Source organism: Streptomyces sp. 11-1-2 (assembly GCF_003595545.1).
Lineage (GTDB): Bacteria > Actinomycetota > Actinomycetes > Streptomycetales > Streptomycetaceae > Streptomyces > Streptomyces hygroscopicus_B.
Genome location: NZ_CP022545.1, coordinates 7,161,696 through 7,180,272 on the forward strand (window position 1 = coordinate 7,161,696; position 18,577 = coordinate 7,180,272).

General features: G+C 72.1%; 19 protein-coding genes. 9 read left to right on the top strand and 10 right to left on the bottom strand.

Annotated features, from left to right (window positions below):
* Positions 1-102 precede the first annotated feature (102 nt).
* From CGL27_RS30830 to CGL27_RS30840, 3 genes are read right to left on the bottom strand one after another with little or no spacing between them, the layout of a single operon-like run.
* Positions 103-1,257: an Mrp/NBP35 family ATP-binding protein gene (locus tag CGL27_RS30830; RefSeq protein ID WP_078643409.1), complete on the bottom strand. Its 1,155-nt coding sequence runs from the start codon at positions 1,255-1,257 to the stop codon at positions 103-105.
* Positions 1,258-1,315: 58 nt separating this feature from the next.
* Entirely contained in the window at positions 1,316-1,831 is a 516-nt protein-coding gene (locus CGL27_RS30835) for a DUF1003 domain-containing protein (RefSeq protein WP_119991365.1), read from the bottom strand.
* A complete protein-coding gene (locus CGL27_RS30840) occupies positions 1,821-3,104 on the bottom strand; it encodes a CBS domain-containing protein (RefSeq protein ID WP_078643413.1) in 1,284 nt (427 codons plus the stop codon). Before CGL27_RS30840 ends, CGL27_RS30835 begins: the two co-directional genes overlap by 11 nt.
* A gap of 187 nt (positions 3,105-3,291) precedes the next feature.
* On the opposite strand from CGL27_RS30840, the gene CGL27_RS30845 reads away from it, so the two are divergent.
* The gene (locus CGL27_RS30845; RefSeq protein ID WP_078643414.1) at positions 3,292-4,041 is read left to right on the top strand and encodes a hypothetical protein; all 750 of its coding nucleotides are present in this window, start codon (positions 3,292-3,294) and stop codon (positions 4,039-4,041) included.
* A 180-nt stretch (positions 4,042-4,221) separates the two neighbouring features.
* On the opposite strand, the gene CGL27_RS30850 is transcribed toward CGL27_RS30845, so the two are convergent.
* Complete coding sequence (locus tag CGL27_RS30850; RefSeq protein ID WP_119991366.1) at positions 4,222-4,767, bottom strand: hypothetical protein; 546 nt, start codon at positions 4,765-4,767, stop codon at positions 4,222-4,224.
* 43 nt (positions 4,768-4,810) lie between these two features.
* Between CGL27_RS30850 and CGL27_RS30855 the strand changes: the two genes are divergently transcribed.
* On the top strand, positions 4,811-5,854 hold the full coding sequence (locus CGL27_RS30855) for a DMT family transporter (RefSeq protein WP_119991367.1): 1,044 nt from the start codon (positions 4,811-4,813) through the stop codon (positions 5,852-5,854).
* Positions 5,855-5,899: 45 nt separating this feature from the next.
* Here CGL27_RS30855 and CGL27_RS30860 read toward each other — a convergent pair whose 3' ends face one another.
* Complete coding sequence (locus CGL27_RS30860; protein WP_078643419.1) at positions 5,900-7,000, bottom strand: magnesium and cobalt transport protein CorA; 1,101 nt, start codon at positions 6,998-7,000, stop codon at positions 5,900-5,902.
* A gap of 449 nt (positions 7,001-7,449) precedes the next feature.
* On the opposite strand from CGL27_RS30860, the gene CGL27_RS30865 reads away from it, so the two are divergent.
* From CGL27_RS30865 to CGL27_RS30885, 6 genes are all read left to right on the top strand, one after another.
* Positions 7,450-8,055 carry a suppressor of fused domain protein gene (locus CGL27_RS30865; RefSeq protein WP_119991368.1) on the top strand — a complete coding sequence of 202 codons (606 nt, stop codon included), beginning with the start codon at positions 7,450-7,452 and terminating at the stop codon, positions 8,053-8,055.
* A 163-nt stretch (positions 8,056-8,218) separates the two neighbouring features.
* Entirely contained in the window at positions 8,219-8,860 is a 642-nt protein-coding gene (locus CGL27_RS30870; RefSeq protein WP_119991369.1) for a DUF6758 family protein, read from the top strand.
* A 164-nt stretch (positions 8,861-9,024) separates the two neighbouring features.
* On the top strand, positions 9,025-9,879 hold the full coding sequence (locus CGL27_RS30875) for a PHP domain-containing protein (RefSeq protein ID WP_119991370.1): 855 nt from the start codon (positions 9,025-9,027) through the stop codon (positions 9,877-9,879).
* 115 nt (positions 9,880-9,994) lie between these two features.
* The gene (locus CGL27_RS30880; RefSeq protein WP_014054731.1) at positions 9,995-10,600 is read left to right on the top strand and encodes a MarC family protein; all 606 of its coding nucleotides are present in this window, start codon (positions 9,995-9,997) and stop codon (positions 10,598-10,600) included.
* 51 nt (positions 10,601-10,651) lie between these two features.
* Entirely contained in the window at positions 10,652-10,870 is a 219-nt protein-coding gene (locus tag CGL27_RS50275; RefSeq protein ID WP_162952802.1) for a hypothetical protein, read from the top strand.
* 175 nt (positions 10,871-11,045) lie between these two features.
* Complete coding sequence (locus tag CGL27_RS30885; protein ID WP_078643424.1) at positions 11,046-11,975, top strand: NYN domain-containing protein; 930 nt, start codon at positions 11,046-11,048, stop codon at positions 11,973-11,975.
* A 109-nt stretch (positions 11,976-12,084) separates the two neighbouring features.
* On the opposite strand, the gene CGL27_RS30890 is transcribed toward CGL27_RS30885, so the two are convergent.
* Positions 12,085-12,951, bottom strand: coding sequence for an alpha/beta fold hydrolase (locus tag CGL27_RS30890; protein ID WP_119991371.1), 867 nt, complete (start codon positions 12,949-12,951; stop codon positions 12,085-12,087).
* Between the two features lie 113 nt (positions 12,952-13,064).
* On the bottom strand, positions 13,065-15,437 hold the full coding sequence (locus tag CGL27_RS30895; protein ID WP_119994625.1) for a DEAD/DEAH box helicase: 2,373 nt from the start codon (positions 15,435-15,437) through the stop codon (positions 13,065-13,067).
* Positions 15,438-15,891: 454 nt separating this feature from the next.
* Here CGL27_RS30895 and CGL27_RS30900 point away from each other — a divergent pair, with 454 nt between their 5' ends.
* Positions 15,892-16,689, top strand: coding sequence for a ferritin-like fold-containing protein (locus CGL27_RS30900; RefSeq protein ID WP_205587947.1), 798 nt, complete (start codon positions 15,892-15,894; stop codon positions 16,687-16,689).
* A gap of 258 nt (positions 16,690-16,947) precedes the next feature.
* Here CGL27_RS30900 and CGL27_RS30905 read toward each other — a convergent pair whose 3' ends face one another.
* The 3 genes from CGL27_RS30905 to CGL27_RS30915 form a co-directional block, all read right to left on the bottom strand.
* Complete coding sequence (locus tag CGL27_RS30905) at positions 16,948-17,220, bottom strand: hypothetical protein (protein ID WP_078643430.1); 273 nt, start codon at positions 17,218-17,220, stop codon at positions 16,948-16,950.
* A 207-nt stretch (positions 17,221-17,427) separates the two neighbouring features.
* Complete coding sequence (locus CGL27_RS30910; RefSeq protein WP_014054738.1) at positions 17,428-17,655, bottom strand: DUF3107 domain-containing protein; 228 nt, start codon at positions 17,653-17,655, stop codon at positions 17,428-17,430.
* Between the two features lie 223 nt (positions 17,656-17,878).
* On the bottom strand, positions 17,879-18,520 hold the full coding sequence (locus tag CGL27_RS30915) for a TetR/AcrR family transcriptional regulator (protein WP_119991372.1): 642 nt from the start codon (positions 18,518-18,520) through the stop codon (positions 17,879-17,881).
* Positions 18,521-18,577: the final 57 nt, after the last annotated feature.

Below are 18,577 nucleotides of genomic sequence, written 5' to 3' on the forward strand. Positions count from 1 at the left end.
GCGCCAAAGGCTCAGGGGCGGCTTCCCGAGGAAGCCGCCCCTGAACCGTAAGGCCGTGGCCGTTGCCGAGCGCGAGCCGTAAGGCCGTGGCCGAGCGCGCGCTCAGAACTTGTTGCGCGGGGTGACGCCCAGCGACATGCCCGCGAGGCCGCGCTGGCGTCCGCCGATCTTGCCCGCGATCGCCTTGAGCGCGCTGCCCGCCGGGGAGTCGGGGTCGGTCAGCACGACCGGCTTCCCCTCGTCGCCGCCCTCGCGCAGCCGTACGTCGATCGGGATGGAGCCCAGCACCGGCACCGTGGTGCCGGTGGTCCGGCTGAGTCCGTCGGCGACCACCTGGCCACCGCCGGTGCCGAAGACGTCGACCATCTCGTCGCAGTGCGGGCAGGGCAGCCCGGACATGTTCTCCACGACGCCGACGATCTTCTGATGGGTCTGGACGGCGATGGCACCGGCCCGCTCGGCGACCTCGGCGGCAGCCACCTGCGGCGTCGTCACCACCAGGATCTCGGCGTTGGGCACCAACTGGGCGACGGAGATCGCGATGTCGCCGGTGCCCGGGGGGAGGTCGAGCAGGAGCACATCGAGGTCGCCCCAGTAGACATCGGCCAGGAACTGCTGGAGCGCGCGGTGCAGCATCGGGCCGCGCCAGACCACCGGGGCGTTCCCGGGGGTGAACATCCCGATCGAGATCACCTTCACGCCGTTCGCCGACGGCGGCATGATCATGTTCTCGACCTGGGTGGGCCGTCCGTCGGCGCCCAGCATGCGGGGCACCGAATGGCCGTAGATGTCGGCGTCCACCACGCCGACCTTGAGCCCGTCGGCGGCCATCGCGGCGGCCAGGTTGACCGTCACCGAAGACTTGCCGACGCCGCCCTTGCCGGAGGCCACCGCGTAGACCCGGGTCAGCGAGCCGGGCTTGGCGAAGGGCACCTCGCGCTCGGCCTGGCCGCCGCGGAGCGAGGTGGCCAGCTCACGGCGCTGCTCGTCGCTCATCACATCGAGTTCGACCGTGACCCCGGTCACACCCTCGACCTCGGCGACCGCCGTCCGCACGCTGCTGGTGATCGTGTCCCGCATCGGGCAGCCGGAGACTGTGAGGTAGACCACTACGGCGACCGAGCCATCCGCCGCGATCTCGACGGATTTGACCATGCCGAGGTCGGTGATCGGCTTGTGGATCTCCGGGTCGTTGACCGTAGCGAGCGCGGCGCGTACCGCGTCTTCGCTCGGCGCTGGGAGGGTGTCGGTAGCCATATGGAGATGGTACGGCGCCGCGGGCGGGAGGCGGGATGGCCGTCAGCGGTCGCGTTCCTCAATCGGCCGGGGGTTCGCCGTGGGCGCCGGGCCGCGGGGCGCTCCGTCCGCCGTCCGGCTCCTGGCGCAGGTCCTCCAGCTGGTCGCGGAGCCAGTCGCGGGTGGCGACCTCGCCCAGGCCCGTCCGCAGCGCCGCGATCTCCCGGGTGAGGAACTCGGTGTCGGCGATCGACCTTTCGTTCCTCTTGCGGTCCTGTTCGAGGTTGACGCGGTCGCGGTCGGCCTGGCGGTACTGGGCCAGCAGGATCAGCGGGGCGGAGTACGACGCCTGGAGCGAGAGCATCAGCGTCAGGAAGATGAACGGGAACGGGTCGAACCGCAGCCGCGACGGCGCCAGGATGTTCCAGGCCAGCCATAAGGCGACGAAGGCGGTCATCCAGGCGATGAACCGCCCGGTGCCCAGGAAGCGCGCGATCCGCTCCGACGCCCTGCCGAAAGCCTCGGGGTCCCAGCGCGGCAGCGGATTGCGGCGCCGCGCCTTGGGCCGGTCCAGCCGGACGCCCTCACCGTCCATCGGCGGCCTCCGGCAGCGCCATCCCGGCGTACAGCTCGCGCTCCCGCCAGCCGGAGGGCAGCAGATGGTCCAGCACGTCGTCGACCGTCACGGCGCCGAGCAGGGAGCCGGTCTCGTCCACGACGGGCGCCGCGAGCAGGTTGTAGGTGGCCAGATGGCCGGCGACGACGGGCAGCGGGGTGTCCGGCGGCAGCGTCGGCAGATCGGTGTCGACGGACGCCCCGACGAGGGTGAACGGCGGGTCGCGCAGCAGCCGTTGGAAGTGGATGACGCCCAGATAGCGGCCGGTGGGCGTCTGGTCGGGCGGGCGGCACACATAGACCTGGGCGGCGAGCGCGGGCGTCAGGTCCTGGTTGCGCACCCGGGCGAGCGCGTCCGCGATGGTGGCGTCCGGGCGCAGCACGATCGGCTCGGTCGTCATCAGACCGCCCGCCGACCCCTCCTCGTACGACATCAGCCGCCGCATGTCCGCCGCGTCGCGGGGGCGCATCAGGTCCAGCAGCCGCTCCTTGTCGGGTTCGGGGAGCTCGGAGAGCAGATCGGCCGCGTCATCGGGGTCCATGGCCTCCAGGACGTCGGCCGCGCGCTCCTCCTTGAGCTTGCCGAGGATCTCCACCTGGTCGTCGTCGGGCAGCTCCTCCAGGACGTCCGCGAGCCGCTCGTCGTCCAGGGCCGCCGCCACCTCGCCCCGGCGCTTCGCGGACAGATGGTGCAGCACATTGGCCAGGTCGGCGGGGCGCAGCTGCTCGAAGGTGGCCAGCAGGTTCTCCACGCCCTGTCCCTGCTCCTCCAGCGAGAATCCGGTGACCGCCGACCAGTCCACGGTCAGCGCCTCGCCGCGGCGGCGCAGCGCGCCGGTCTTGCCGCGGCGTACGAAGACCTTGTCGACCTCCCACTCCCGGCGCGCGGGCAGCTGGGTCATCGCCACGTCGAGGACCGTCACCGGCTCGCCGGTCTCGACCACCCGCACCGTGCGGTCGAGCAGTTCGCCGAGGACCAGGGTCTCGGTGGGGCGCTGTTCGAAGCGGCGCATGTTGAGCACACCGGTGGTGATGACCTGGCCGGACTCCACACCGGTCACCCGCGTCATGGGCAGGAAGATCCGGCGGCGGCCGATCACCTCGACCACCAGGCCGAGCACCCGCGGCGGGCGGCCGGCCAGCCGCAGCATCGCCACGACATCGCGCACTCGTCCCACCTGGTCGCCGTTCGGGTCGAAGACGGCGACGCCCGCGAGATGCGAGACGAAGACCCGGGGGGCGCCTGCCGGCATGCCCTGCCTCCCCTCGTATATGGGGTTTTGTGGTCATTCAAGGTAATGATCCGCTCTTCACCGGGTTCAGGCTAACGTGCCCGCACCTGCCCTGCCGCCGGGCGAGGGCGGTACGGCACCCTGCGGACACCGCGGGACGGCACCGGTACGCTGCCCTACTGCACCGGCATCAGGAGGCAGAGCGGACGTGCGCACCCGGAACAGGGCTGTCGTTGCGGCGATGTGCGCGGGGTTGGCCGCCACGCTCGTCGCGTGTGGCGGCGGCGGTGGGGAGCAGGACCCCGACGCGGGGACGAACGGTGTGGGAAAGCTCCCCGCCACGAAGATCGAGAGCAAGACCCGTCAGGCGGTCGCCGGCGCGAGTTCGGTGCGGCTCTCCGGCACGCTCGTCACCCAGGGAGCCACCTACAAGCTGAACATGCGGCTCAAGGCCGACGGCGGCACGGGCCAGGTCTCCACCAAGGGCTCCAGCTTCGAGCTGCTGCGCGTCGGCAAGGAGCTCTACCTCAAGGCCGACGCGGGCTTCTGGTCACACGACGGCGGGGACGAGGGACACGGCGGCGCGGCCGGCGCGGCCGGGAAGCTGGACGACAAGTATGTGAAGGTCCCCTCCGGCGACCCCTCCTACCAGCGGCTCAGCGGTTTCACCGATATGAAGCTGCTGCTGGACGGGTTGCTCGGCCTGCACGGCAAGGTCGCCACGGGCGACCACGGACAGGTGGGCGGCGTACGGACGATCCGCATCAGCGCCGGCAAGGCCGGTGAGGGCGGATCGCTCGATGTCTCCCTGGAGGGCCGGCCCTATCCGCTGCGGCTGCAGCGGGCGGGCGGCGCCGGCGTGATCCAGCTCGCGGACTGGAACAAGGGCTTCAAGCTCGCCGCCCCGGAGAAGGGCCATGTGCTCGACTACGGGCAGCAGATCCCGGAGGCGCCGTAGCCGGCCCCGCGGACGCCGTAGTCGCGAGCGCCCGTATGGGCGGCGAGGACGCGTCCTTGAAGCCAGGGCGCGTCCTTACCGGGCGTCAGGGCCAGGACGCGTCCTTACGGCGGGTGTCAGGGCTGGACCGCGGCCTTACGGGCGTCGGAGCCAGGCCCCGGCCTTACCCGGCGTCAGAAGCTACAACGCGTCCTTACGGGCGCCACGGGCGCGCTTCTTGCGGCGGGCGAGGAGCTTCGGGAGCGCCGCCGGGATCGGCCGACGGGTGGTCGCCGGGGACGGCAGCGGGGCCGCCGCCAGGGAGCCGGTGGGGTGTTCGGCGAGCGCCCCGGGCGTGGGCTCCAGCCGCAGCACCCGGCATTCGCGCGCCCAGCGCTCCGCGATGTGGTCGGCGTCCGTCGCGTTCAGCCGCTTGCCCTTGAGCTCGTCGACCACCGCGGTCCACGCCTCGCCGCCCGGGGCCAGTTCGACCACCCGCGCGGGCCAGCCGACCAGCCGCCCGCCCTTGTCCTTGCTGCGCACGGTCACCGTGGCGCTTCCGCCGTCGGTCAGTCCGAGGCCCTGGAGGGGCTGCTCCTGGGGCCCGTCCCCGACGAGGCAGACCGCGCCCTCGTGCCAGATGTGCCACAGGGCGCGCGGGGCGCCTTCGGTGCCCTGGACCCAGATGAGGGCGGACTTCTTGGCCGCCTCCTCGACAAGGGCACGGTCCATCGGCGTCTGCGTCATGCCGACAGCCTAGGCCAGTCACGCACCCGTCCCAGCCTGTGAAATGTCAGTTCCGTCTTATGTTCATGCGCCTTACGCTGGCGCCGTGCCCACCGCCCGTACCCCAGCCCACACCGCCACCCCCGCCGCACCCGGTGACGGCGGTCGTCCCGGTGGTGGCGTTCCCGTCGACATCACGCTCCTTACGGTCGCCATCGCCGGTGTCTCGCTCTCCGCGCCGCTGGCCGCCGCGACGGTGGCGCCCGCGCTCGCCATCGCCTTCTGGCGCAACGCCATGGCGGTGGGCGCGCTCACCCCGTTCGCGCTATGGCGCCACCGGGGCGAGCTGCGCGGGATGGGCCGCCGGGCGGCGCTGCTGTCGGTCGGGGCGGGGGCGCTGCTCGCGGTGCACTTCGGCGCCTGGCTGCCGAGCCTGCACATGACCTCCGTGGCCTCCTCGACCGCGCTGGTGACCACGACCCCCATCTGGACGGCGCTGCTGCTGCGGCTGCGCGGCCACCGCCCACCCACGCTCGCCTGGCTGGGCATGGGGCTCGCGATCCTCGGTGTGGTGATACTCACCGGCGTCGATCTGTCCGCTTCCCCACGCGCCCTGCTGGGCGACGCGCTCGCGCTGCTGGGCGGGGTGGCGGCGGCCGGGTACGTGCTGCTCGGGGCGGAGGTGCGCCGTTCGGTGAGCACCACCGCGTACGCCTACGTCTGTTACGCCACCACCAGCGTGCTCCTGCTGCTGACCTGCCTGGTGGCAGGCGCGCGGCTCGGCGGCTACAGCGGCACCACCTGGCTGCAGCTGGCGGTGCTGACGGTCACCGCACAGTTGCTGGGGCACACCCTCATCAACCGGGTGGTCAAGGGCCTCGGCCCCTCCGTCACCTCGACCGCGATCCTGCTGGAGACGCCGGGGGCGGCCCTGATCGCGGCCCTGTGGCTGGGCCAGATGCCGCCCGTGGCCGCCTACCCGGCGCTCGCGGTGATCCTCGGCGGGCTCGCGCTGGTCATCATGGCGGACGGCAGGAAGTCCCGCCCGGGCCCGTCCGAAGGCCCCTTCGGACGAGCCAAGGCCCCTTCGGACGGGCCCGGCCGATAGGGGGCCCGTCCGTCCGCCGTCCGGCCCTGGAGTCGGCCGTTGCGCCTACAGCCAGCCGTTGCGCTTGAAACCGCGGTGGATCGCGAAGCAGATGCCCACGGTGACGACGAGCACGGTCGGGTAGCCGAACTTCCAGCGCAGCTCCGGCATGTAGTCGAAGTTCATGCCGTAGATCCCCGCGATCATCGTCGGCACGGCGAAGATCGCCGCCCAGGACGTGATCTTCCGCATGTCCTCGTTCTGCGCGACCGTGGCCTGCGCCAGATTGGCCTGGAGGATCGAGTTCAGCAGGTCGTCGAAGGCCAGCACCTGCTCGTTGACCCGCGCCAGATGGTCCGCGACGTCGCGGAAGTACTTCTGGATGTCGGGGTCCACCAGCCGCATCGGCCGCTCGCTCAGTAGCTGCATCGGCCGCAGCAGCGGCGAGACGGCCCGCTTGAACTCCAGGACCTCGCGCTTGAGCTGGTAGATCCGGCCCGCGTCGCCGCCCCGCCGGGAGGTCGCGGCCGAGAAGACATCGATCTCGACCTCGTCGATGTCGTCCTGGACCGCGTCGGCGACCGCGAGATAGCCGTCGACGACCTGGTCGGCGATGGCGTGCAGCACCGCGGAGGGGCCCTTGGCGAGCAGCTCGGGGTCCTGCTGGAGCCGGTGGCGCAGGGCGCGCAGCGAGCCCTGGCCGCCGTGCCGCACGGTCACGATGAAGTTCCGGCCGGTGAAGCACATCACCTCACCGGTCTCCACCACCTCGCTGGTCGAGGTGAGTTCGGCGTGCTCGACGTAGTGGATGGTCTTGAAGACGGTGAAGAGGGTGTCGTCGTACCGCTCCAGCTTGGGCCGCTGATGGGCCTGCACCGCGTCCTCGACCGCCAGCGGGTGCAGCCCGAACTCCTGGGCGATCCCCGCGAACTCGCGCTCGGTCGGCTCATGCAGCCCGATCCAGGCGAACCCGCCCTCCTCGCGGACCCGCTCCATGGCCTGCGCCGGGCTCACGTGGTCGCTGACCCGCTTGCCGTCGCGGTAGACCGCGCAGTCGACCACGGCGCTGGTGACCGACGGGTCACGCGTCGCGTCGTAGTCACTGGAGTTACGGGTGCGGCGCAGAGCGGGGCGGACGGCTGCACGCAGGTCACGGATCATCGACATGACGGGCTCCTTCACGAGGCGGCCGTCAGCGGCGGGCGCGCGGCGCAGCGCTGCGCCCGGAAGGTGGACGTACGACACCCGGTGCCCGTACGTCCGCAAAGCGGGCGGCGCTCCGTGCGATGGCGCTGACGGAAGTTCTTCGGAACTGAACAAAGCGGTACGAAGGCGCTCTACCGTCAGATGCCCTGGATGCGAGATGGCTTCGCGTGTTTCACCGCCGGGGGGCGGGGTACGGAAGGCTTCAGGTCATGGAGTCGCATACCAAGGGGAAACGACGGGAGAACTGTCGGTACTGCACGGTCGACTAGGATCCACCGCAGCCCCACCTCCTCCGGCCGGTCCCCCGTGAGGGACGACGTGTAACTCCCTGGGCAGGGATTAAGGCTATCAGTCGGCAGAACCGTTAAGTCGCCGCTTTGCCCGTTCGATACGCGATCTATGCTCACCGCATGTCAGACGTTCTTCAGCTGGTCGAGGCCCGGTTGATCACCGCGCTGGGCGAGCCGGACGCCCGCGCGGCCATCACTTTCGTCGGTACGGACCGCATTGACGTGCTGCGATTCCGGGACGGGAGCGATGTGATCCGCTACGCCACCCTCGGCATGTCGGACCATCCGATGACCAGCCCGACCGCCGCCGTCGCCGACCCCCTGCGCGGGCCGCGCGCCGAGCTGATGCTGACCGTAAGGGCCGGCGGCCGCGGCCCCGACCTCGCCGTCCTCGACGAGGTGCTCCGCCCGCTCGCCGTGCTGGCCGCCTCCCCCCAGGTCGAGGGGGTCGTGGTGATGCCCGGCGCGTCGCTGGAGCTCGGCGGGCCGCTGTGGCCCGGGGCGTCCTTCAGCTCCGTCCTGGTCGCCGAACCGGGCGGCCTGGTCGAGGACTTGGAGCTGCTGGAGCCGATGGAGCCGGTGCGCTTCCTGCCGATGCTGCCGATGACCGCGAACGAGGCGGCGTGGAAGCGGGTGCACGGCGCCGGCGCCCTCCAGGACCGCTGGCTGCGGCACGGTACGGATCTGCGCGACCCGGCGCGGGCTGGGGTGCCGCTGACGGGCTGAGGCCCGTAAGGACGTCTTTCGCGGGCGAGGCGCCGGACGAACCGCGGTGCCGACGGCCCATCCCTCCCGGGCCTGGCGCCGGACGGGAACTCCTGCGGGAAGTGACCTCCGGACGGGTGATCGTCCTTGACGCGACGACGACCGGGGAGGACCGTGGGGGCCTATGAGGGGCGAACCCAGTTGCCCGAAATGCGGTGGCCGGGTGCGAGCACCCGGTCTCTTCGCCGACTCCTGGCAGTGCGCAGTGCACGGCACGGTGCACCCTCAACAGCCGGTCGTTCCGCCGAGCGTCGAAGCGCTCGTGGTGGTCACCAACCGCGCCCGGGTGCCCGTATGGATGCCGTGGCCGCTGCCCGTGGGCTGGCTGTTCACCGGTGTGGCCTGCGCCGGGGACGACCGCAGCGGCGGCCGGGCCACCGCCGTGGCCTGCTCCGGACCCGGACCGCTGGGCGGCCCGGGGGAGCTGCTGCTGATCGCCGAGGAGCTCGGCGTCGGGCTCGGCGCGCGTTTCGCGGGCATCCCGGGGCCCGATCCGGGGCCGGGGATGCGGGTCGACAAGCCGCCGCACGTCAAGGTGCTGGCCGCCGGGCGGCCCACCCCGCTGTGGCATGTCGAAGGCACCCCGGACGACCGCGCCGTCTTCGCGGGCGAGGCGTGCGGGCTGTGGCTGTGGGCGGTCGTCTGGCCCGAGCAGACCGGACTGCTGATGTACGACGAGATGGTGCTCACCGATCTGCGGGACGCGGGGGCCGAGGTCGACCTGGTGCCCTGCGGGGCGCTCTCACCGAGGCTGCTCTCGCCCTGAGCCGCCTCGCCGCCGGAGCCTAGTCGTCGGAGTCCTACCGCCGGAGTCTCGCCGCTGCCGGCGGCTCCAGCGCGAGTCAAGGGGCGCTGATCCGGGCATCTCCGGGCGTGGTTATGCTGGGGCGTCCCATCGGTCCGTCCCGAACGCAGCTTGGAGCCCGTGCCGTGCGCATCGATCTGCACACCCACTCCACTGCCTCGGACGGTACGGACACCCCCGCCGAGCTGGTGCGCAATGCCGCCGCCGCGGGGCTGGACGTCGTCGCGCTCACCGACCACGACACCGTCGGCGGCTATGCGGAGGCGACGCGGGCGCTGCCCTCCGGGCTGACCCTGGTCACCGGCGCCGAGCTGTCCTGCCGCCTGAACGGGGTGAGCCTGCACATGCTGGCGTACCTCTTCGACCCGGACGAGCCCGAGCTGGCGGCCGAGCGCGAGCTGGTGCGCGACGACCGGGTGCCCCGGGCCCAGGCGATGGTCGCGAAGCTGCGCGAGCTGGACGTGCCGATCACCTGGGAGCGGGTGGCGGAGATCGCCGGGGACGGGGCCGTCGGACGGCCGCACATCGCCACCGCGCTGGTCGACCTGGGCGTCGTGGAGAGCGTCTCGGACGCCTTCACCCAGGACTGGCTGGCCGACGGCGGCCGGGCGCATGTGGAGAAGCACGAGTCGGACCCCTTCGAGGCGATCCGGCTGATCAAGGGCGCCGGCGGGGTCGCGGTCTTCGCGCATCCGCGGGCCGTCAAGCGGGGCCGGTGCGTACCGGAGAGCGCGATCGGCGAGCTGGCGGCGGCGGGTCTCGACGGTATCGAGGTCGACCACATGGACCACGAAGAGGACACCCGTGCGCGGCTGCGCGGCCTCGCCGCCGAGTTCGGTCTGCTCGTCACCGGCTCCAGCGACTACCACGGCAGCCGTAAGACCTGTCGGCTCGGCGAGTACACGACCGACCCCGAGGTCTACGGGGAGATCGTGCGCCGGGCGACCGGGGCCTTCCCGGTGCCGGGCACGGGCGGCTGAGCGCGCCCCTCCCGCTGTCCCCTCCCTTCTCCCGCCTCCCCTTCCCCTGCCTTCCCTCCGTTTCCCGTACCGCATCAGCGCCGCACCGCTGCTCATCCCCGCAAGGCCATTCACCGTGTTCGACGTCGCCGTCTTCGGCTCCCTCTTCCTCACCCTGTTCGTGATCATGGACCCGCCAGGCATCACACCCATCTTTCTCGCGCTGACCTCGGGCCGTCCGGCCAAGGTGCAGCGCAGGATGGCGGGCCAGGCGGCGGCCGTCGCCTTCGGCGTCATCGCCGTCTTCGGCATCGGCGGTCAGCAGATCCTCGACTATCTGCATGTCTCCGTCCCCGCGCTGATGATCGCGGGCGGGCTGCTGCTCCTGCTGATCGCGCTCAGTCTGCTGACTGGTAAGAGCGACGAGCCGAGCCAGACCAAGGACGTCAATGTGGCGCTCGTCCCGCTCGGCATGCCGCTGCTGGCCGGGCCGGGCGCGATCGTCTCGGTGATCCTCGCCGTCCAGCACGCGCCCGGGCTCGCCGATCAGGTGGCGGTGTGGTCCGCGATCGTGGCCATGCATGTCGTGCTGTGGCTCACCATGCGCTACTCGCTGCTGATCATTCGCGTGATCAAGGAAGGGGGAGTGGTGCTGGTCACCCGGCTGTCCGGGATGATGCTCTCCGCCATCGCGGTCCAGCAGATCATCAACGGGGTCCTCCAGGTGGCCCATACCGCCTGACATGACACAAGCGCCCCCGTACCGTCGCGGTACGGGGGCGCTCGACGCTCTGTGCTGCTGGAGGGCCTTACGGCACTACCGGGCGGCGGTCTCGGCTGGACGGATGTAGATGCGCTGGCCGATAGCGGCGGCCTGCTGCACGATCCGATTGACGGAGGCGGCGTCTACGACGGTGCTGTCGATGGCACTGCCATCGACATCGTCAAGGCGCATGATCTCGAAGCGCAAAGTGGCTTCTCCCTTCGTCTGATCCTCCTGAAGGAGAACTGATGTGTACGGAGTCGCGCAGCTTCGCTGCCGCGCCCTCCTGCACGTGTTCAACGAGAGGGTCCCCCAAAAACATTCCCTACGCTAATAAAATTTTTTCGCAGCCTAAGTATCTGCTGGTGGCCGGTGCGGGGTCCGGTTGTGCCTCTCACACGGCCGCCCGGAGAATGAACCGCGTATGAGTGAAGCGATGCCTCCGGGCCTACCAGACCTCGCCTCGATCGTCGCGGGCATCGAGCGCACCAACGAGCTGCTGCAGCGCGTGCTCGCCGAGGTCGCGACCACGCCCTCGACGCACGCGATCTTCGTGGACGCGGGGTATGTCTACGCGGCCGCCGGCCGGCTCGTCGCGGGCACGGAGGACCGCCGCGCGTTCGAGCTGGACGCCGAGGGGCTCATCGAGGCGTTCATCGACAAGGCGCGCACGATCTTCCCGGACAGCAGGCTGCTGCGCGTCTACTGGTTCGACGGCGCCCGGCGCCGGATCCACACCCCGGAGCAGCAGAGCATCGCGGAGCTGCCCGACGTCAAGGTCCGGCTCGGCAACCTCAACGCCAACAACCAGCAGAAGGGCGTCGACTCGCTCATCCGCTCCGACCTGGAATCCCTCGCCCGCCACCGCGCCATCGGCGACGCCGTGCTGATCGGCGGCGACGAGGACCTGGTCTCCGCCGTCGAGGCGGCTCAGGGCTACGGGGCACGCGTCCACCTGTGGGGCATCGAGGCCCTCGACGGGCGCAACCAGGCCGAGCCGCTGCTGTGGGAGGTCGACAGCCAGCGCACCTTCGACCTCGACTTCTGCAAGCCGTACGTCACCCGGCGGGCCACCGGCTACGAGCTGAACGGCGACTCGCCGCTGTGCGGGCCCGCCCCGACCCGGGACGAGGTGCGCTTCGTCGGGGCGCAGATCGCCGCCCAGTGGCTGTCCGCACGCGGCCGGGAGACGCTCGCGGAGCTGTTGCCGGGCCATCCGTATCTGCCCGGCTCCGTGGACCAGGAGCTGCTGATCGACGCGGAGGGGCTGCTGCGGCTCTCGCTGCGTGCCCACGCCGATCTGCGGCGCGCCCTGCGGGATGGCTTCTGGGAGCATCTGCAGGCGCAGTACTGAGCCGCTCCGACTCTTTTCCCGGCTCCCGGCGCATCTGATCCGCTTCGGGCCCAGGTCGCGTTCTGGCTCGGCCCGCGTCGCTCGGCCCACGTCCGTCAGCCCACGTCCGTCAGCCCACGTCGCGCCAGAAGGAGGAAAGGGCGTCGGCGGTGGGGTGGGCCCGCTCGGTGTTGGGGGAGTGCCCGGCGCCGTCGATCACGGTCCGGCGGGCGGCCAGCCGTTCGGCCATCTCGTCGATCAGCGGCACCGGCCAGGCGTAGTCCGACTCACCGGAGAGCACATGGGTACGCAGCCGCAGCGCCGCCAGCTCATCGACCCGGTCCGGCTCAGCGGTGAGTTGCCGCCCTGTGACGATCAGCTGCTCCGGTACGGTCCCGAGCCAGCGCTGATGCAGGAACTCCGCCACCCCGGGCGGTGTCGCCGCGTCGGCCGCCTCGGGCGGATCCAGCTCGCGCATCGCCTGCCATACGGACTCCATGTCCATCACGGTCAGCGCGTCGATCAGCAGCTTGATCCGGGCGCACTGGGGGGCGGAGATGGCCGCCGGGCCGGAACTCATGATCGTCAGCGAGGCGAACGCGCCCGGGTCGCGCAGTACGGCCGCCCGCGCGATCAGCCCGCCGAGCGAGTGCCCGAGCAGATGGACCGGGTCCTCGGTCGCCGCGCTCAGGGCGGTGGCCTGCGCGAGCAGGTCCTGGGCCAGCTCGTCCTGGGCGTACGCGGCCTCCTTACGGGGGCCAGGACTCTCGTGCTGCCCCCGCCCGTCGACGGCGACGACCCGGAAGCCGGCCGAGGCGAGCGGCTCCAGCAGCGCGATGAAGTCCTCCTTGCTCCCGGTGAACCCCGGGACCAGCAGGACGGTCCCGCGCGCGGCCGAAGCGGGCCGCGCGTCATGGACGGCGAACTCCCCGCGCGCGGTCCGGAGGCGGTACGCACGGGCGCCCGCGGGCAGTGTGAGAAAGGGCGGCCTGCTCATGGGGATGAGGCTATACAGGTCGCGGGAAACGGTACGTGAACGCCCAGGGGCCCGCCCCGCGGTGTCGCGGAACGGGCCCCTGGCCATGCCATGCGCTGTGGCGCGGTTGTGCGTCAGCCCTCGGCCGCGGCCTCGACGGCCTCGGCGCGCGTACGGCGCCGGGGCTTGGCGGGCGCGGCCTCGGCACCGGCCTCGTCCGCGGCCGGTGCCGCCGTGGCGGCCTTGGCGCGGGTCCGGCGCGGCTTGGCGGGGGCCTCGGCGGCCTCCGTCTCCGGCTGTGCGTCGGCGGTGTCGGCCTTGGTGGCGGCGCGGGTGCGGCGCCGGGGCGTGGCCGCCTCGGCGGTGCCCTCGGCCGTCTCGGCGGCCTCGGCGGCCTTGGCGCGCGTACGGCGCCGCGGCTTGGCGGCTTCGGCCGCGTCGGTGGCCTCGGCGGTGCCTTCGGCGGTCTCGACAGCGGCTTCCGCGGCCTTCGTGGCCTTGGCGCGGGTGCGCCGCGGCTTGGCGGGGGCCTCGGTGGCCTCCGTCTCCGGCTGTGCGTCGGCGGTGTCGGCCTTGGCGGTGGCGCGGGTGCGGCGCCGGGGCGTGGCCGCCTCGGCGGTGCCCTCGGCCGTCTCGACAGCGGCTTCCGCGGCCTCGGCGGCCTTGGCACGGGTGCGACGGCGCGGCTTGGCGGGTGCCTCCACGGCCTCCGGCTGCGCCTCGACGGTCTCGGCGGCCTTCACCGCGTCCATCGTGCCCTCGGCCGTTTCCACGGCGGTCTGGGCGGCCTCGGCGGCCTTGGCGCGGGTGCGGCGGCGCGGCTTCGTGGGCGCCTCAACGGCAGCCTCCGTGGCCTCCACCGTCGTCACCGCGGTCTCCGCCGACTCGACGGCTACGGTGCTCGCGGACTCCTGCGTGGTGCCTTCGGTGCCCTCGGCCGTCTCGACGGCCGCTGTCGCCGCCTCGGCGGTCCTGGCGGCGCCCCGGGTGCGGCGGCGGCGCGGCTTCGCGGAAGCCTCGGTGGGCTCCGCCTCCGGCTGGGCCGTCTCCGCCGTGTCGACGGCGGCCGTGGCCGCCTCGGGGTGGGCCGTCGCCGCACCGCCGCGCGTACGGCGGCGTCGGCGGGGCCGACGGGGCTCGGTGGCACCCTCGGCGGTGTCGGCGGCGGACTCGGCCGCCGCCGCGCCCTCCGGGGCGCCCGTGCCGTCCGTGGTCATACCGCCACGGGTGCGGCGGCGTACCCGGCGGTTGCGCGGAGGGCGCTCCTCCGTGGCCGGGGTGGCGGCGGCCCGGCGGCCGCGGCCACCCCGGCCTCCGGTCTCGCCCAGGTCCTCGATCTCCTCGGCGGCGAGCCCCGCCCGGGTGCGCTCACCACGCGGGAGCACACCGGTGGTGCCCTCGGGGATGTTCAGCAGCTCGAAGAGGTGCTCGGAGGTGGAGTACGTCTCCTCCGGCTCATGGAACGCCAGGTCCAGCGCCTTGTTGATCAGCTGCCAGCGCGGGATGTCGTCCCAGTCGACGAGCGTGATGGCGATACCCGAGGCGCCCGCGCGACCCGTACGGCCGATGCGGTGCAGATAGGTCTTCTCGTCCTCGGGCGACTGGTAATTGATCACATGCGTGACGCCCTCGACGTCGATGCCGCGCGCGGCGACGTCGGTGCACACCAGCACGTCGACCTTGCCGTTACGGAAGGCGCGCAGCGCCTGCTCGCGCGCCCCCTGGCCGAGGTCGCCGTGGACCGCGCCGGAGGCGAAGCCACGGCGCGCGAGCTGATCGGCGATGTCGGCGGCGGTCCGCTTCGTCCGGCAGAAGATCATCGCGAGCCCGCGGCCATCGGCCTGCAGCACCCGGGCCACGACCTCCGGCTTGTCCATGGAGTGGGCGCGGAAGACATGCTGGGTGATGTTGGCCACGGTCGCGCCCTCGTCGTCCGGCGCGGTGGCACGAATATGCGTGGGCTGCGACATATAGCGCCGGGCCAGCGAGATGACCTGGCCCGGCATGGTGGCCGAGAAGAGCATCGTCTGACGCTTGGCGGGCAGTAGCTGGATGATCTTCTCGACGTCGGGCAGGAAGCCCAGGTCGAGCATTTCATCGGCCTCGTCCAGGACGAGCGCCTTGACGGAGGAGAGCCGCAGCTTCTTCTGGCCCGCCAGGTCCAGCAGTCGGCCCGGGGTGCCGACGACCACGTCGACGCCCTTCTTCAGGGCCTCGACCTGCGGTTCGTAGGCGCGGCCGCCGTAGATCGACAGGACGCGGACGGCGCGGACCTTGCCGGCCGTCAGAAGGTCGTTGGTCACCTGCTGGCACAGCTCGCGGGTGGGGACGACCACGAGCGCCTGCGGGGCGTCGGTCAGCTGCTCGGGCTTGGCCCGGCCCGCCTCGACGTCCGCGGAGACGACAACGCGCTCCAGCAGGGGCAGGCCGAAGCCCAGCGTCTTGCCGGTGCCGGTCTTCGCCTGGCCGATGACGTCGGTGCCGGAGAGGGCAACCGGAAGCGTCATCTCCTGGATGGGGAACGGGGACGTGATGCCGACGGCTTCCAGGGCCTCGGCCGTCTCGGGGAGGATCCCGAGTTCTCGGAAACTGGTCAGGATGCTTGCCTCTTCTGTGAGACGCGGCGAGAAGCGGCGAAGGGGGTCGCACGGCGCCCGGGTGCACCGGCCTTGGGGATGGCCGGTTCGGTGCGGGACCACGGCCTTCGCTCGAGCGCTCACGCCGCGAGCGGGTCCCTCCTGCCGTACGCAAAAGCGATGCGCGCCGCGCGGAGGGCGGTCGGGTTTGGAGCCGATCGGGCCACCGACCGGGCATCCGCATTCGTGGAACAACCCGCCGATACTCGACGGGCGCACTTATCACTGTACCCCGGAAGCACGCATCTGTGACCGGGCAGTCCGATGCGGGGCATCCGTGGGCATGGCTGACCAGGGCCTTCCCCCGGGCGCGGAGCGGGCTATTGTGCGCTCCATGGAGACGCCTGACACGCCTGAGACGCCCGCCGCGCCCGCCGTGGACCACGCAGCTTCGGGGGAGGGCAGCGGGGAGAAGGCCCCGGCGCCCACCGGGATCGCCGCCCAGAACTGGGACACGGCGGCCGCCGATCCGCAGTACCGGGCCGCCGTGGTGGATCTGCTCGGCGCCCTCGCCTACGGTGAGCTGGCCGCCTTCGAGCGGCTGGCGGAGGACGCCAAGCTGGCGCCCACGCTCGAGGACAAGGCGGAGCTGGCGAAGATGGCGTCCGCCGAGTTCCACCACTTCGAGCGGCTTCGGGGCCGGCTCGCGGCGGTCGGCGAGGAGCCGACGGCGGCGATGGAGCCGTTCGCCGCGGCCCTGGACGGGTTCCACCGCCAGACCGCGCCGTCCGACTGGCTGGAGGGCCTGGTCAAGGCGTACGTGGGCGACTCGATCGCCAGTGACTTCTACCGCGAGGTCGCGGCCCGGCTGGACTCTGACACCCGTGATCTGGTGCTCCAGGTGCTCGACGACACCGGCCACGCGTCGTTCGCGATCGAGAAGGTGCGTGCCGCGATCGAGGCCGATCCGCGGGTCGGCGGGCGGCTGGCGCTGTGGGCTCGGCGGCTGATGGGCGAGGCGCTGTCGCAGGCCCAGCGGGTGGTCGCGGACCGCGACGCGCTCTCCACGATGCTGGTCGGCGGGTTGGCGGGCGGCTTCGACCTGGCGGAGGTGGGCCGGATGTTCTCACGGATCACCGAGGCCCACACCAAGCGGATGGCCGCCCTCGGGCTCGCCGCCTAAGCCCTTCCGGCGGATCTTCGCGCCTGTGACCTCAGCAGCGGCTGACGCCGCGGAGCCCGCGGCGTCTGGTGCGTGGGGCGCCTCCCCGGGCTATCCGGGGGCGCCGAACCAGACGTCGCGGGCTCGCGACGGGCTGCCGGAGAGGGCGTTACGCCAGAACGGCCACGGCTGTACGAGGCGAGTATGGCGCGGCTCGAACGACCACGGAACGAGGGGCTCCGGCGGCCGGTGCCGCCCCGGAGCCCGCTCGGACAGGGCCTACGCCGGAACCGAACGCCGGCGGCCCGTCCTGGCGGGGCGGATGAGCAGCGACAGCAGGGCCGCCGCGAAGCCGAGCGCGACGATCAGCACGGGGGCGGTGTGCCCCGAGCCCAGCACCGTATGGGTCAGCAGAGCGCCCAGCAGCGCGGCGGCGGGGCCGGTGGACAGGACGAGGCGCCGCGCGGGCAGCCTTCGGGGGAGCCGTTGGAGCGCCCCGTACGCGATGACGAGACCGATCAGTACCGAGGCGAGCGCTTCCCAGAACAGCATTGGCGCGTCCTTCCCGTAAGCGGATCGGAACCGACACGTGATCACGCGTCGGTCGAGCCCGTCCTACCCGCGCCCAAGCGAGAGCAACCCTGCCCACGGGGGCGGTCTGTGGTGCCCGGCGTGCCGGGGGCGTGCGAGCGCGCGCACAAACGGCGGCGGGGTTTGGTGGAAGATTCCACCAAACCCCGCCGCCGTCGGCTGAATACGTCAGGCCGCGCCGAAACCGACCTTGCGGGCGCTCGGCTCGCCGAGCTCGATGTAGGCGAGCCGGTCAGCCGGGATCAGGACCTTACGGCCGTGGCTGTCCTCCAGGATCAGCACCTGAGACTTGCCGCCGAGCGCCTCGGCCACCAGGCGCTCGACCTCCTCGGCAGACTGCCCGCTCTCCAAAGTGATCTCGCGGGGCGCGTGCTGCACGCCGATCTTGACCTCCACGGCCTTGTCCCTCCGACGGTCATTTGGGGTAGCGCGGCCATCCGCGCTGTACCCAGCACACACTAGCCGTGCCGGGACACCCGCCGGGGGCCGCGGGCGCACGCCGGCAGCGAACACACCCGCCGCCCGCGAACACGCCCCGTCGCGGCCCCGAGCGCGCGCGGCGCCGCGCCCTCGCGCTCACGGCGCCGCGCCCTCGTGGCCGGAAATGGCGCCCGAGCGCTCAGTGGCCGCCTTCGGCCCCGTGCAGCGGGAAGCCCGCGATACCGCGCCAGGCCAGCGAGGTGAGCAACTGCCCAGCGGTCTCCCGCGGCACCTCGCTCCCGCTGGAGAGCCAGTAGCGCGCGACCACCTGGGAGATCCCGCCGAGGCCCACGGCCAGCAGCATCGATTCGTCCCTGGACAGTCCGGTGTCCTCGGCGATGACCTCGCTGATCGCCTCGGCGCACTGCAGCGAGACGCGGTCCACGCGCTCGCGCACCGCGGGCTCGTTGGTCAGATCGGACTCGAAGACGAGCCGGAAGGCGCCGCCTTCCTCCTCGACGTAGGCGAAGTACGCCTCCATGGTCGCCGCGACGCGCTGCTTGTTCTCGGTGGTCGAGGCGAGCGCGGTGCGCACCGCGTGCAGCAGGGACTCGCAGTGCTGGTCGAGCAGGGCGAGATAGAGCTCCAGCTTGCCCGGGAAGTGCTGGTAGAGCACTGGCTTGCTGACCCCGGCGCGCTCGGCGATGTCATCCATCGCGGCCGCGTGGTAGCCCTGGGCCACGAAGACCTCCTGAGCGGCCCCCAGGAGCTGATTACGTCGGGCTCGGCGCGGAAGGCGCGTACCCCGTGGGCGCGCCTCGGTCTGCTCGATGGCTGTCACGCCGCCTCCCAATGAATGATCCCTATGCACGATGTCCATCGCGTCCGCCATCGTACT